12 protein-coding genes are annotated in these 14,073 nt (G+C 68.0%); 4 read left to right on the top strand and 8 right to left on the bottom strand.

The window, feature by feature from the left end:
• Nucleotides 1-6: 6 nt before the first annotated feature.
• Nucleotides 7-312 (bottom strand): STAS domain-containing protein, encoded by a 306-nt coding sequence (locus tag FHW79_RS25140; protein ID WP_183181429.1) that lies wholly within the window; start codon nt 310-312, stop codon nt 7-9.
• A 237-nt stretch (nt 313-549) separates the two neighbouring features.
• Here FHW79_RS25140 and FHW79_RS25145 point away from each other — a divergent pair, with 237 nt between their 5' ends.
• The 3 genes from FHW79_RS25145 (at nt 550) to FHW79_RS25155 (ending at nt 7,237) form a co-directional block, all read left to right on the top strand.
• Nucleotides 550-2,856, top strand: a complete 2,307-nt coding sequence (locus FHW79_RS25145) for a PAS-domain containing protein (protein WP_183181430.1) — start codon at nt 550-552, stop codon at nt 2,854-2,856.
• Nucleotides 2,853-5,813, top strand: coding sequence for an ATP-binding protein (locus FHW79_RS25150; protein ID WP_183181431.1), 2,961 nt, complete (start codon nt 2,853-2,855; stop codon nt 5,811-5,813). The genes FHW79_RS25145 and FHW79_RS25150 overlap by 4 nt, the downstream gene beginning before the upstream one ends.
• Nucleotides 5,814-5,896: 83 nt before the next feature.
• The gene (locus FHW79_RS25155) at nt 5,897-7,237 is read left to right on the top strand and encodes a DUF1329 domain-containing protein (RefSeq protein ID WP_183181432.1); all 1,341 of its coding nucleotides are present in this window, start codon (nt 5,897-5,899) and stop codon (nt 7,235-7,237) included.
• Nucleotides 7,238-7,294: 57 nt separating this feature from the next.
• Here the strand turns inward: FHW79_RS25155 and FHW79_RS25160 are convergent, their stop codons facing one another.
• Both FHW79_RS25160 and FHW79_RS25165 read right to left on the bottom strand, forming a co-directional pair.
• Complete coding sequence (locus FHW79_RS25160; protein WP_183181433.1) at nt 7,295-7,519, bottom strand: hypothetical protein; 225 nt, start codon at nt 7,517-7,519, stop codon at nt 7,295-7,297.
• Nucleotides 7,516-7,986 carry a Fur family transcriptional regulator gene (locus FHW79_RS25165; RefSeq protein WP_247884598.1) on the bottom strand — a complete coding sequence of 157 codons (471 nt, stop codon included), beginning with the start codon at nt 7,984-7,986 and terminating at the stop codon, nt 7,516-7,518. Before FHW79_RS25165 ends, FHW79_RS25160 begins: the two co-directional genes overlap by 4 nt.
• 466 nt (nt 7,987-8,452) lie before the next feature.
• Between FHW79_RS25165 and FHW79_RS25170 the strand changes: the two genes are divergently transcribed.
• On the top strand, nt 8,453-9,889 hold the full coding sequence (locus FHW79_RS25170; protein WP_183181434.1) for a DEAD/DEAH box helicase: 1,437 nt from the start codon (nt 8,453-8,455) through the stop codon (nt 9,887-9,889).
• Nucleotides 9,890-9,916: 27 nt separating this feature from the next.
• Here the strand turns inward: FHW79_RS25170 and FHW79_RS25175 are convergent, their stop codons facing one another.
• The 5 genes from FHW79_RS25175 to FHW79_RS25195 all read right to left on the bottom strand — a co-directional run bounded on the left by FHW79_RS25175 (nt 9,917) and on the right by FHW79_RS25195 (nt 14,072).
• On the bottom strand, nt 9,917-10,438 hold the full coding sequence (locus FHW79_RS25175) for a hypothetical protein (protein WP_183181435.1): 522 nt from the start codon (nt 10,436-10,438) through the stop codon (nt 9,917-9,919).
• Nucleotides 10,439-10,690: 252 nt separating this feature from the next.
• On the bottom strand, nt 10,691-11,320 hold the full coding sequence (locus FHW79_RS25180; protein ID WP_183181436.1) for a calcium-binding protein: 630 nt from the start codon (nt 11,318-11,320) through the stop codon (nt 10,691-10,693).
• Between the two features lie 446 nt (nt 11,321-11,766).
• On the bottom strand, nt 11,767-12,201 hold the full coding sequence (locus tag FHW79_RS25185) for a VOC family protein (RefSeq protein ID WP_183181437.1): 435 nt from the start codon (nt 12,199-12,201) through the stop codon (nt 11,767-11,769).
• Nucleotides 12,202-12,293: 92 nt separating this feature from the next.
• Nucleotides 12,294-12,899 carry a glutathione transferase GstA gene (gene gstA, locus FHW79_RS25190; protein ID WP_183181438.1) on the bottom strand — a complete coding sequence of 202 codons (606 nt, stop codon included), beginning with the start codon at nt 12,897-12,899 and terminating at the stop codon, nt 12,294-12,296.
• 99 nt (nt 12,900-12,998) lie between these two features.
• Complete coding sequence (locus tag FHW79_RS25195) at nt 12,999-14,072, bottom strand: sn-glycerol-3-phosphate import ATP-binding protein UgpC (protein WP_183181439.1); 1,074 nt, start codon at nt 14,070-14,072, stop codon at nt 12,999-13,001.
• Between the last annotated feature and the right edge of the window lies 1 nt (nt 14,073).

Genomic DNA, 14,073 nt, shown 5'->3' on the forward strand with positions numbered 1-14,073 from the left:
GCCCGCTCACCGTTCAATCGTGACGACTTCGCCGATCCGCGCCAAGTCGATGGAGCGCAGAACATCGCCTTTCAGCTTGCGGAGAACCAGCTTGATGTTGCGCTGCTCCGACTCGTCCTGAAGGATCAGCAGCATGCCGATCCCAGCGGAGTCGATGAAGGTCAGCCCGTCCATGTCGAGGACGAAACGGCGCGTGCCCTCCCCGTTCAGCAGTTCCACGATGTCGGGGAGGCTGTCGTGGTCGGTGAATTCCAACCGGCCGCTCAACAGCACCTCGATGGCTTCGGAGGAACGGCGGACCTGGAAATTCATGACATCCTCTTGTGTTGCACCGCGCAAGCGGCTCCCGCGAACAGTAGTGCAAGGCCGACAACCCCTCAAGCAACAAGTATACATCTCGCAAATTTTGTCGATCATAGAGGGAATTTTCACGACACTCACACCATAGACGGACGGCAATGGTTGATAGTACAACCGCATGACCGGTGAAGGCGGCGCCATGCCGCCGGTCTGCCCCGGTCATGCGCCCCCGCAGCGGGATATCCCTTCATGACGGTGTTCGAGCAGGCGTGGAAGACGGTGCCGACGGTGTCGGCGAAGTTCCTGCTGATTTTGATTCCCATCCTGATGCTGACCACGCTGGGCTTCTCCTCGATCTTCTTCTACGGCAAGTACAAGGACCTGCGCGGCGCCCTGCGCGACCGGATCGAGGCCATCGCGGAGATCAACGCCGTCGCCTTGTCCTCCAGCCTGTGGGCGGTCGACGTTCCGGCCGTCCGCAACATCATCCAGGCGATCTCCGTCAACCGCGAGCTTCTGTGCATCGAGGTGGCCGACGAGCTGGCCGACGGCCGTTTCGCGTGGCCCGACGCCGACTGCCGCCCCGTCGCCGGGCGCGAGACGGTGCGCCGTCCGATCCAGATGCAGAACCGCCGGCTCGGCACGCTGACGCTCCATTTCAGCTACGCCCCGGTGGACGAGCAGATCCGGCAGGAGATGGTCAACACGCTGTGGCTCCTGCTGCTGATGCTCGTCGGCACGTTGATCACCGCGCTGACCGCCCACCGGCTGACCATCGGCGTGCCGCTGGGCCGGCTGATCGCGTCGATCCGTACGGCGGAGCAGGAGCATCTGCGCCGGCGCGTGCAGTGGTCGTCGGCCGACGAGCTGGGACGGGTGATCGCCGCCTATAACGGCATGCTGGCCCGGCTGGACGAGGAGGAGGCCGCCCTGCGCCAGAGCGAGGAGCGGCTGGGGCTGGCCATCGCCGCCACCCGCTCCTCGGTCTGGGATTACGATCTGCGGACCGGCCAGTACTGGTGGTCGAAGGAGTTCCCCGCGCTGCTCGGCTACGGCCCGGCGGAGCTGGCGATGACCGCGCAGACCTGGGAGTCTTTGATCCATCCGGAGGAGCGGCAGCGGGTCATCGCGGAATCCCGCAGCCGCGTGCGCGACAAGGACAGCGCCCACGCCACCGTCTACCGGATGCGCCGCCGCGACGGCGGCTGGCGCTGGATCGAGGACCGCGCGACCGCCCTGCGCGACGGCGAGGGAACGGCGGTCCGCCTGACCGGCACGATGTCCGACGTGACCGAGCGCATGCAGGCCCAACGGGATCTGGCGCGCGAGCGGAACGTCCTTCAGATCACGCTCGACAACACCGACCAGGGCATCATCATGGTGGACCGCAACCTGCGGGTCGTCATGTCCAACCGCCGCGCGGCGGAGCTTCTCGACGTGCCGGCGGCCTTCCTGGCCGGCAACCCGCTGTTTCCCGAGATCATTCGGCTCCAGCGTGCCCAGGGCGCCTTCGAGGATTTCAGCATCGACCCCGACCTGGAGCTGGACGAGACCGCCGTGGTCCCCGACCAGCCCTTCGCCTTCAAGCGGCGGCGCCCCGACGGCACGATCATCGAGGTGCGGTCCAACCCCCTGCCGGAGGGCGGCTTCGTCCGCACCTTCACCGACGTGACGGTGGAAGCGCGCTCCGCCGAGGAGGTGTTCCACGCCATGGAGGCGCTGGAGACCGCCTACGCCGACCTCAAGGAGACGCAGGACAGCCTCGTCCAGGCGGAGAAGATGGCCTCGCTCGCCCTGCTGGTGGCCGGCGTCGCGCACGAGATCAACACGCCGGTGGGCATCGCCTACAGCTGCTCCACCCATCTGGCGTCGAAGACGCGGACGCTGACCGAGGCTTTCGCGAAGGGCGCCCTGAAGAAGTCCGACCTGACCGCCTATGTGGCGGCGGCGGGGGAATCCTCGCGCCTGATCGAGCAGAACCTGACCCGCGCGGCGGAGCTGATCCAGAGCTTCAAGCGCGTCGCCGTGGACCAGACCAGCCAGGAACGCCGCCGCTTCGACCTGCGCTCCTACCTGGACGAGATCATCACCTCCTTGGGGCCGCGCCTGCGCAAGAGCCCGCACCGGATGACCGTCGCCTGCCCGGACGGCATCACCATGGACGGCTACCCCGGCGCGCTCAGCCAGGTCATCACCAATCTGGTCATCAACGCGCTGACCCACGCTTTCCCCGACGGCCGCGAGGGCGCCATGGCGCTGACCGTGGAGGAACTGCCGGACGGCGAATTGGACATCCGCTTCTCCGACGACGGTGTCGGCATCGCCCCGGCCAATCTGCCCAAGGTGTTCGAACCCTTCTTCACGACCAAACGCGGCACCGGGGGCAGCGGCCTCGGCCTTCACATCGTCTTCAACTTGGTGACTCAATCCCTGGGCGGCCGGATCTCGGTGGACAGCCCGGCTCCCAACGCCCTCACAGGCGGGGGCACCAGCTTCCTCCTGCGGGTTCCCGTGACGGCGCCCCGGATGGCCGGCCCCCCGGAGAGCGCAGCATGACCAACGAACCGATCATGCCCGGCGCCGACGACGAGATCCTGTTCGCCGACGAAGAGGGCGAGCATGGGGACGAGACCCCGCCTTGGCCCGTCCTGGTGGTGGACGACGAGGACGATGTCCATTCCATGACCGCCCTCCTGCTGGACGATGTGGAATTCCAGGGGCGCCGGCTGGAGCTGATCGGGTGCCGCTCCGCCGCCGAGGCCCGCGCCGTGCTGCGCACCCGCCGGGACATCGCCGTCATCCTGCTGGACGTGGTGATGGAGGAGGAGGACGCCGGGCTGACGCTGGTTCGCTGGATTCGCGGCGCTCTGGGCAACCTCGACGTCCGCATCATCCTGCGCACCGGCCAGCCGGGGCAGGCGCCGCAGCGCGACGTGATCGTCGGCTGCGACATCAACGATTACAAGTCGAAGGCCGACCTGTCGGCGGAGGGGCTGTTCACCGCGGTGATCGCAGCGCTGCGTGCCTACGACCACATCCGCTTCATCGAGACCAAGGTGGCCGAACGCACGCACGAGCTGCGGCAGGGCCGCGAGCAGATGCGCGCCATCCTGGAGTCGAGCCCGGTCGGCGTCTGCGCCTACACCCACGACGGCGTCCTCGTGATGTGCAACGACCGGCTGGTCCATCTGCTGGGCGTGCCAAAGGAGCGGCTGCTCGGCGTCTCCATCGCCGACCTGTTCATCGAGCCGGACAACACCGAGGCGCACGAGACGCACTGGACCTTCTTCCGCCGCTCGCTGCGCGACGCCGAGGTGCGGGTGCGGCGGGCCGACGGCTCCGTCTTCTGGGCGCTGGTGTCGGTGGACCCGACTCTGCTCGACGGTCGCCCGGTCCATCTTGCCTGGGTCTACGACATCACGCGGCGCAAGCTGGCCGAGCGCCGGATGGAACAGGCCAAGGAGCAGGCCGAGCAGACGACCACCGCCAAGTCCGCCTTCCTCGCCACCATGAGCCACGAGATCCGCACCCCGATGAACGGCGTGCTGGGCATGCTGGAGCTGTTGGAGCGCACGCCGCTGGACGGCGGGCAGCGCGACACCGTGGCGACCATGCGGGAATCGGCGACCTCGCTGCTGCGGATCATCGACGACATCCTCGACTTCTCGAAGATCGAAGCCGGCAAAATGGACCTGGAGCAGGTGCCCGTCTCCATCCCCGCCCTGGTCGAAGGGGTGGCCGAGACGCTGGCCCCGGCGGCGCGGGCCAAGGGGCTGGCGCTGCTGACCTATGTGGACCCGGCGCTCCCGCCGGCGCTGACCGGCGATCCGGTGCGGCTGCGCCAGATCCTGTTCAACCTGTGCGGCAACGCCATCAAGTTCACCGAGCGCGGGCGGATCGTGGTGCAGGCCACCCTGGCCGCCAGGACGGACGGCAACAGCCAGGGCGGCACCCGGCTGCGCATCGAGGTGGCGGACACCGGCATCGGCATTTCCGAGACGGCGCGCCGCCAGCTCTTTCAGCCCTTCACCCAGGCGGAAAGCTCGACCGCACGGCGCTTCGGAGGCACCGGGCTGGGCCTGTCGATCAGCCGGCGGCTGGTCACACTGATGGGTGGGGCGATCGGGGTGGAGAGCGCGCCGGGGGTGGGCTCGACCTTCTGGGTGGAGCTAACGCTGGGCGCCGTGGCGGAGCACGCCCCACCCGAAGCCCCCTCGGTCCTGGCTCCCCCGGCAATCGCGGAGCCGGATCTTGCCGGTCTGACCGTGCTCGTCGGCCTGCCGGAAACGACGGAGCGCCGGATCGTCGCCGACTATCTGGAGGCCGCCGGGGCGCGGGTGCTGGCCGCCGGGGAACCCGGTGCCCTGGCCGCGCAGGCCCGGACGGCCCGCGAAGACAACGGAGCGCTGAACGTCGTCGTGGTGGACGAGGCGCTGCACACCCCCGCGGCCGCCCGGGCGCCGCAATTGCTGGGGCGCCGCATCGGGGAACCGCGGGTGCCGACGGTGCTGCTGCAGGACCCGACGGCCCACGGCGGCCGCCCCACCGACGAATCGGTCCCGGTGAGCCGCCCGGTCCGCCGCGCGCCGCTGGTTCGCGCGGTGGCGGAGGCGGCCGGGCGCATCATGGCGGACACCGCTCCAGCCGAAGTCCCGCTGTCCGAGGGGCTCCGCGCCCCGGCCCCGCTGAGTCCGGAGCGCGCCATCGCCGAGGCGGAGGCCCTCGGGCGTCTGATCCTGGTGGCGGAGGACAACGCCATCAACCGGAAGGTTCTGCAGATGCAACTGGCCTCGCTGGGCCACACGGCGGAGCTGACCAACGGCGGGGCCGAGGCTCTGGCCGTGCTGGGGCGGCGGCGCTATGCCCTGCTGCTGACCGACATCCAGATGCCCGAGGTGGACGGGTTCGAACTGACCCGGCGCATCCGCGCGGCGGAACGCGCCACCGGCGCCCATCTGCCGATCGTCGCCCTGACCGCCAACGCCGCCCCGGCGGACATCGAGAGCTACCGCGCCGCCGGCATGGACGAGGCATTGAGCAAGCCCCTGGACTTGATGAAGCTCGACGCCGCGCTGTCCCGCTTCCTGCCGCCTCCGATGTCGGACCAGGCAACGCCGCGCCTCTCCTCCCAGCCATTGGAGAACCCGCCGATCGACCTACCGCCGATCGACCTGCCCCCCATCAACGTGGATGTGCTGCGCCGGCTCTGCGACGACGACCGGGCGCTGATGGAGGAATTGCTGAACGATTTCCTCGGCATCGGCCGCCACATCGCCGACGAGGTCGCCGACGCCGTCGCCGCGCGGAACGCAACGGCGATCCGCGCTGGTGCCCACAACCTCAAGGGCTGCTCCCGCAACGCCGGGGCGACACCGCTCGGCGACGCGGCGCAGGCGCTGGAGCAGGCGGTGATGCAGGACGCCCCCTGGGAGCGGGTGATCGCGCTGGCCGCGGCCCTGGAACAGGCGATGCGGGAGGTCGAGCGCTTCATCGCCACCGCTTCGCCCCCCTGAAGTCCCCAAAACAGCCTTTGTCCGTTCGAACCGGCGTCCAGTTGGGGTATCGTCCCCACGACCCGCCACGCCGCGAGACGCGCATGAACCGTCGCCAGTTCTCCAGCCTGCTGCTTTCCCTGCCGGTGCTTCCCTACGCCGCCCCGATCGCCGCGCAGGAGAAGGTTCCCACCCTGGGGGAGGAGCTGACCCCCTTCGGTGCGGTGCGCGGCGCCAGCCGGACGCGGGCCATTCCAGCCTGGAAGGGCGGGCTGACCCAGGCGCCCGACGGCTGGACGCCGGGCACTCCGTTGCCCGATCCCTACGACGAGGATGGGCGCTGGTTCACCGTGCGCCCGGCGGATCTCGACCGCTACAAGGTCCGCCTGTCCGGCGGCCTTCAGGAGATGCTGAGCAAACACCCGTCTTTCGAGATCCCGGTCTTTCTCAGCCGCCGCAGCGCCGCCGCCCCTCAGCGCGTCTACGACGAATCGATCGCGAACGCCAGGCGCGCCAAGCTCGGCGAGAACGGTCTGGCGCTCAGCGGGGCGCGGATGGGCGTGCCCTTCCCCATCCCGGCCAACGGCGTGCAGGCGATGTGGAACCACATCCTGCGCTGGCGCGGCAATTCATTCAGCCGCACCGGCGCCACCGTCCTGCCGGAGGCCGGCGGCATTTACACCGCGGCGGTCTATCGTGAGGATTGGCAGTCCAGCTACGCCGCCGGAATCGACGGCGGCCGCCCCTTCCATTACCGCCGCACCACCCTGATGCCCAAGGCGGAGGCCGGAACCACCCTTTTGCTGCACGGCACGCTGAACCCGATCCAGGCCGGCTTCTCCGCCTGGTTCCGCCAGGGAGAAACCGGCAAGCCCGTGCGCGCGCCCGACTTCGTCTACGACACGCCGGACCCGGCCAGCGGCGGCATCCGCACCGCCGACATGCTGGACATGTTCAGCGGCCCGCTGGACCGGTTCGATTTCGCGCTGGTGACCCGGCGGGAGATGTATGTGCCCTACAACGCCAGCCGGATGAACGCCCCCGGCCTGGCACCCGTGGATTTCCTGTGGCTGGGCCACCCCAACCCGCAATTCCTGCGCTACGAGATGCACCGGGTGTGGATCGTCGAGGCACGGGTCAAGCCCAATTTCCGCCACGCCCTGCCGGAGCGCACCTATTATCTGGACGAGGATTCCTGGCAGATCGTCATGGCCGACCATTACGACGCCAAGGGCGATCTGGTCCGCTACGCGGAGGCGCACGGCGTCGCCTATCCCCAGGTGCCCGTCTTCGCTCCGGCGCTGGAGATCACCTACGACCTCACCGGCGACCGCTATGTGGTGAACGGCCTCGACAACCAGCTCGCTCCGCCGGACTTCGCCAAAACCCTGCGGCCCGAGGACTTCGCCCCCGACACGCTGGAGCGCAAGCGGCGGCGCTGGTGACGGGGCGGGCGCCGGTCAGTGGGCGGCGATCAGTGGGCGGCGATCATTGCGCTGCGGTCAGTGGCGGACCGGACCGGCCACCCATTGGCTGACGATGGTTTCCGCCTGGAAGGGCGGGGTTTCGGGATGGTGGTAGCGAAAGACGGTCACCGCCGCCTCCAGCGCGTAGCGCTCCGGCTGGCCGCAGTCGCACAGGCCGGCGTAGCAGCGCTGGACCGCGTCGCGGCAATTCAGGCTCACCGTCGGGTAGGGATCGATCGTCAGCCAGCGCATGCTTTTCATCGACGCTCCCCGCTTTTCCCAGAATTGTCATCCAGCGCGTCGCCGCCGTCGATGGAAACGCCGTCGAGCGGAACGCCGTAGATCTCCAGCCGGTGACCGACGATGCGGTAGCCCAGTTCCCGCGCGATGCGCTCCTTCAGCGCCTCCAGCTCCGGGCTGGCGAACTCGACGATCCGCCCGCTGCGCGTGTCGATCAGGTGGTGGTGATGATCGGTGGACGCCTCTTCATAGCGGGCGCGGCCGTCGCCCAGATCCACCTTCTCGATCACCTGCGCGTCTTCGAGAAGGCGCATGGTGCGGTAGACCGTGGCGATGGAGATTCGCGGGTCGATCAGCACGGCGCGGCGATGGACCTCCTCCACGTCGGGATGGTCGTCCGACTCCGACAGGACCTGGGAAATGACCCGGCGCTGGCCGGTCATCTTCAGCCCCTTTTCCAGGCACAAGGATTCGAGACGCGACGTCATTGCCCCACCGCCTTTTGCCATCCGTTGCGGCGCCGTGTCCCGCGATCCGGGGCGCCATGCTGCAGCGCCCATCATAATACTGAAATTCATTCGCAATCCTATACCCCGTTTTTTTGTCCGGGAATTCACGCGTCAAAATGCCTCACCCATCGCCGCAGCACGCTCCGCCATCCCCAACCGTCCCCCGAACCCGCCGCCCGGCCCAGGGACATTTCCGGTCCGGAACCGGGCCAAGGTCCTTGTTTGCTTGCCAAAAGCCGCCCCACCCCCTATGTGTGGTCGGTCGATTTTGCTTTGGGGCTGCCGGCTCCTCGTCGTCCCGGTACCGGCGCCGCTTGCGCCTTCCCACGGTGAATTGATGGCTCCGCGCACTCCCGCGGCGGAGCGCCCCAAGCCACGCCGCCCCGGAAAAGTCCGGGCACGGCCCAGGTGCAGCCTCTGTTCACGTGACCAGGACCCTCCCCGTATGACCGAATTCAGTGGCCTCGGCCTGATCGAGCCCCTTCTGCGCGCCGTCGCCGAAGAGGGTTACCAGACCGCCACGCCGATCCAGGCCGGCGCCATCCCCGTTCTTCTGGAAGGCCGCGACGTGCTCGGCCTCGCCCAGACCGGCACCGGCAAGACCGCCGCCTTCACCCTGCCGATCCTGCAGCGGCTGTTCCAGAACAAGAAGCGCGTGCAGGCCAAGGCGCCGCGCACGCTGATCCTGACGCCGACGCGCGAGCTGGCGCTGCAGATCGGCGAGAGCTTCCGCACCTACGGCCGGCACCTGCCGATCCGCCGCACGGTGATCCACGGCGGTGTCGGGCAGAGCCCGCAGGTCGCGGCGCTCGCCCGCGGCACCGACGTGCTGGTGGCGACGCCGGGCCGCCTGCTCGACCTGATGGCCCAGAAGCAATGCGTGCTCGACCAGATCGAGATCTTCGTCCTGGACGAGGCCGACCGCATGCTCGACATGGGCTTCATCCGCGACGTGCGGAAGGTGGTCGCGGTTCTGCCGAAGCAGCGCCAGACCCTGCTGTTCTCCGCCACCATGCCGGAAGCCGTGGTCGAGCTGGCGCACAGCATCCTGACCGACGCCGAGCGGATCGAGGTGGCGCCCCAGTCCACCACGGTGGAGCGCATCGCCCAGCGCGTGCTGTTCGTGGACCGCGCCGACAAGCGCCGCCTGCTCGCCGACCTCCTCCAGGAGGGCGCCATGGAGCGGACGATCGTCTTCGCCCGCACCAAGCACGGCGCCGACCGCATCGCCGACCATCTGAAGAAGGCCGGCGTCCCGGCCGACGCGATCCACGGCGACAAGTCGCAGTCGGCCCGCGTGCGCGCTCTTGAATCCTTCCGCAGCGGCGACCTGAAGGCGCTGGTGGCGACCGACATCGCGGCGCGCGGCATCGACATCGACGGCATCACGCACGTCATCAACTTTGACCTGCCGAACGAGCCGGAAAGCTACGTCCACCGCATCGGCCGCACCGCCCGCGCCGGCACCGACGGCAGCGCGGTGTCCTTCTGCGACGCGGAGGAGGTGGCCTATCTGAAGGCCATCGAGAAGACCATCCGCCAGCCGGTCCCGGCCGACCACGACCACCCCTACCACGCGTCGGTGGTGGCGGCGATCCACGCCTCTTCCGCCAAGCCGCCGAAGCCGGCGCCCAAGCAGCCCCGTCCAGGCCGCGGCCAGCCGCAGCAGCAGGCGGGCGGCAACAAGCCGCAGGGCCAGAAGCCGCAGGCGCCGAAGGCCCACGGCGCGAAGCCGCCGGTGCCGCAGGGCGCACGGGTTGCCGGCGCCGCCGGCGACCAGCCGCTGAAGGCCAAGGCTTCGGCCAACCAGCAGAACCGCCACAACCGCCGCCCCGCCCCGCACGGCGGCCAGCCGGGCGGGAGCAAGCGGTCCGCGGCCTAAATAAAGTCTGTTCGATGCGCGGCGGGATCATCGCCCGCCGCGCACCGCCCAGTCCGCTGCCCGATTCGCCGCGGCCTGTTCGTCGATCACCGCGCCACGCGTCGGCGCCGTACCGCTGTCGCCGTAGCGCTGGACCTGGACGGTCCCGCCGAGCTGTTTGGCGATGGCCGCGGCGATCACGTCCCGCCGCTGCGCTTCGGACATGGCGGCGGTCTGCCGCTCCAGCGCGGTCCAGTCGAGCCGCGACGCAAGCCCGTTGCTCATCTGCGTCTGACCGTCCCGCCAAACGGCGGCGACGACCTGACCGCCCTGCCGAAACACGGTGTGGGCCTGCACGGCGCGGCTGCGCGCCGCGACCGCCGGGTCCACGGCGTTGGGATCACCGGCGATCCTCATCTGCTGTTGAAAGGCGGAATCGCCGACCCCGACCCGTGCCATCATCTCCGGCGTGGCCTTGGTCGCCGCCGAAAAGCGGGTGACCCCGCCACCGTTCAGTGCGTACGCGCCTGACGGGCCATATCCCGGCGCGGAAACGGACAGGCTGCTCATAAAACACCTCCTGGTTGATCTCTCTCTTCCCTTCGGCAACTTGCCCCTTAGCAGTTTCCATGCCATCACTGGCGGCGCCTGATCGCAGGCAACCGCCGCAGCGGAAGAGGGCGGCTGAACCGGATGCGCAGGGCCGAATTTTCCCAGCGAGGGTGAAAGAAATGCCGATGGCGTCGAACCATTTCCTTGCCCATCGAAGAAAAGCCGCCGCGATGGCCGCGGCGGCTTTGCCGTTTGGTGATGATGGACCGGTCAGAGCAGCGTCGTCAGATTGACTGCGTAAGAGTCGGAGCTGTACAGATACTCGATGGTGTTGTTGCCACCCAGATAGAAGTCCTGGATGATCACGCCATCATTCAGATAGCCATCGCTGAAATCGGCCACACTGGAGATCCACAGGTCGTTGCTTCCCGTCGGACGGAAGAAGGCGAGGTTCGCCATCGTCACATCGGTGAAGTACACGACGTCGGACGTTCCGCCGCCATAGCCCGGCATTCCGGCTTCCGACTTGTCATCGTTGATGAGATCGACGCCGCCATTCGCCGAATGATAATAGACGTCGTTGCCCGCCCCGCCATACAGCGTGTCGTCACCGGCTTCGCCCAGCAGGTGATCGTTCCCCGAACTGGCCAGAAGGCTGTCGCTCCCGTTGCCGCCATACAGCGTGTCGTTGCCGTCGTCGCCGACCAGAATGTCGTTTCCATTGAAACCGTAGAGGAGATCGGCGCCGCTCCCCCCCTGGATCACGTCAGGATAGCTGCTGCCATACACGGTGTCGTTGCCGGCACCCGCCGCGGAGCCGTTGGCGGTCTCGTACGGTCCGGGGACCAATCCCCGCAGATCGATCACTTCGGACGCGGACGTTCCATTGATGACGCTCATGTCGAATCCCCACTTATTTTATGCATCGTCGAATGAATGTTCGGAAGGTTTTCTTGTTTGGTCGACCGCGCAGCGTTCACCGGGTCGGTCGATCATGTTTTCCGAACAGAGGCCCTTCAGCTGCGCTCGCCCATGCACACAACAGCATGTGGTTGAACGCAACACCTGAAATGCTCTCAAAACGAGATCTGTCATGGAGACAACAAACAGTCAACAACAATAAAATACACACGAAAGCATTAACTTCATTACTTATCTATCTAATCAAAAGCAAAGCAAAAACTGGAGCAGCAAAAGATACACCCGGCCCTGCGCCTTTCATCCGTGTTTCTATTGATACACGAACAGAACGGGGTGGAGGGTGCGGATCGACAGGAAAAGGCCCTCCACCCGGTGAGGGGGAGGGCCAATGCTCTCTTGAAAGACAAACCGTCCCTACGCGTCCATCACCGCGCGAAAATCTGCCCCATGTCCTGGAAGCTCTTGAACTCCAGGGCGTTCCCGCTCGGGTCGAGGAAGAACATGGTGGCCTGCTCGCCCGCCTGGCCTTTGAAGCGGATCTGCGGCTCGATGAGGAATTTCATTCCCTCCGCCTTCAGCTTGTCGGCCAGCGCGTGCCAGTCGTCCCAATCCAGGATCACGCCGAAATGGCTGGCCGGCACGTCCTCGCCATCGACCGGGTTGGTGGCGCGGGTCCCGGCCTCCTCGGTCACATGGGCCACCACCTGATGGCCGTACAGGTCGAAGTCGATCCAACGGTCGGATTCCCGCCCCACACCGCAGCCCAGCAGGCCGGCGTAGAAGGCGCGCGCCTCCTCCTTGTCGCGGACGGGGAAGGCGAGGTGGAAGGGCGGAACGGGTTTGCGGTCGGTTGCACTCATGCTCGTCGGGGTCTTCGCCCCCTCCCTGCTGGTGATTGCCCGAGCAGTCTACTCGGGCAATCACCAGCCTGTCTCGGGATCGAACAGGTGAGTCAGGCGATCCCTTCCGCCGCCAGCGCCGCCGCCACAGCCGGACGCTTGGCGACGCGGGCCATGTAGGCGGTGATGTTCGGGTAGCCGTCCAGAGGCAGGCCGACCCGCGGTGCCCAGCGCAGCACCGTGAACCCATAGGCGTCGGCCACCGTGAAGCGGTCGCCGGTCAGATAGTCCTTGCCGGCCAGCCCGGCCTCAACGACCGCGAACTTGGCCGTCAGCGCCTGCTTGGCGATGTCCTTGAAGGCGTCCGGCGTGGTGGGGCGGAACAGCGGGCTGAAGGTCTTGTGCAACTCCGTGCCGATGAAGTTCAGCCACTCCAGCACGCGGTAGCGCTCCATTGTCCCGACGGCCGGCAGCAGACCGGTCTCCGGCACGCGGTCGGCGACATACTGAACGATCGCCGCCCCCTCGGTCAGGATGGCGCCGTCGTCGAAGGCCAGCGTCGGCACTTGGCCCTTCGGGTTGACGGCCAGGAAATCGCCGCCGTCCTCCAGCTTCTTCGTGGCGAGGTCGACGACCGCAGCGTCGAAGGCCAAGCCGCTTTCGCGCAGGACGATGTGCGGCGACAGCGAGCAGGCGCCCGGCTTCAGGAAGAGCTTCATGGCGTTTCTTATCCTTTTTTGACGGGACATGACGGATCGGCAGGGAGGCACGGGGCGGCGGCGAATGCAACAGCGCCGCCACGCTCGATCCGGACCCGCTCAATCCGGCAAACGCCGCCCGCTCTCCGCGTCGAACAGGTGCAGGGCGTCGGGCGCCGCGCCGACGCGCAGGGTCTCGCCCTCGCGGCAGGACGGCAGGCCGGCGACCCGGACCACCAGCGCCTCGCCGTCCGGCAGGCGGCCGTAGACCACCGTGTCGGCGCCCAGCGCCTCCACCAGATCGACCGTGACGATCAGCGGCCCGTCGCTGGGGGTGACGGCGAGATGCTCGGGCCGCACCCCCAGCTTGACCGGTTGCCCGGCCATGTCGGGGCGCGGGCGCGGCAGGAGGAAGGCGGTGCCGCCGGGCAGCGCCACCGACCGACCGGCGCCGTCGAAGCGAGCGTCCAGGATGTTCATCGGCGGCGAGCCGATGAAGCCGGCCACGAACAGGCTGGCCGGGCGCTGGTAGACCTCCAGCGGCGTGCCGACCTGCTCGGCCACCCCGTGGTTCATCACCAGGATGCGGTCGGCGAGTGTCATCGCCTCCACCTGGTCGTGCGTCACATAGAGGCTGGTGATGCCCAGACGGTCCTGGAGCCGCTTGATCTCGACGCGCATCTGGGTGCGCAGCTTGGCGTCCAGGTTGGACAGCGGCTCGTCGAACAGGAAGGCGGCGGGCTCGCGCACGATGGCGCGGCCCATGGCGACGCGTTGCCGCTGCCCGCCCGAAAGCTGGCTGGGCCGGCGGTCGAGGAAGCGGCCAAGCTCCAGGATCTCAGCGGCTTTCGCCACCCGCGCCTGGATCTCCGTCTTGGGCAGGCCGCGGATCTTCAGCCCGTAGGCCATGTTGTCGAACACGCTCATGTGCGGGTAGAGCGCGTAGTTCTGGAACACCATGGCGATGTCGCGGTCCTTGGGCTCCAGCCCGTTGACCACCCGCCCGCCGATGGCGATCTCGCCGCCGGTGATGCTCTCCAGCCCGGCGACCATGCGCAGCAGCGTGGATTTGCCGCAGCCCGAGGGGCCGAGCAGCACGAGGAACTCCCCGTCCGCGACGCTGATGTCGATGCCCTTGATGGCCTCGACGGCGCCGTAGGACTTGCGGACCCGATTCAGATCGACCGTTGCCATT

Origin of the sequence: Azospirillum sp. OGB3, assembly GCF_014192915.1 — a bacterium.
GTDB lineage: Bacteria > Pseudomonadota > Alphaproteobacteria > Azospirillales > Azospirillaceae > Azospirillum.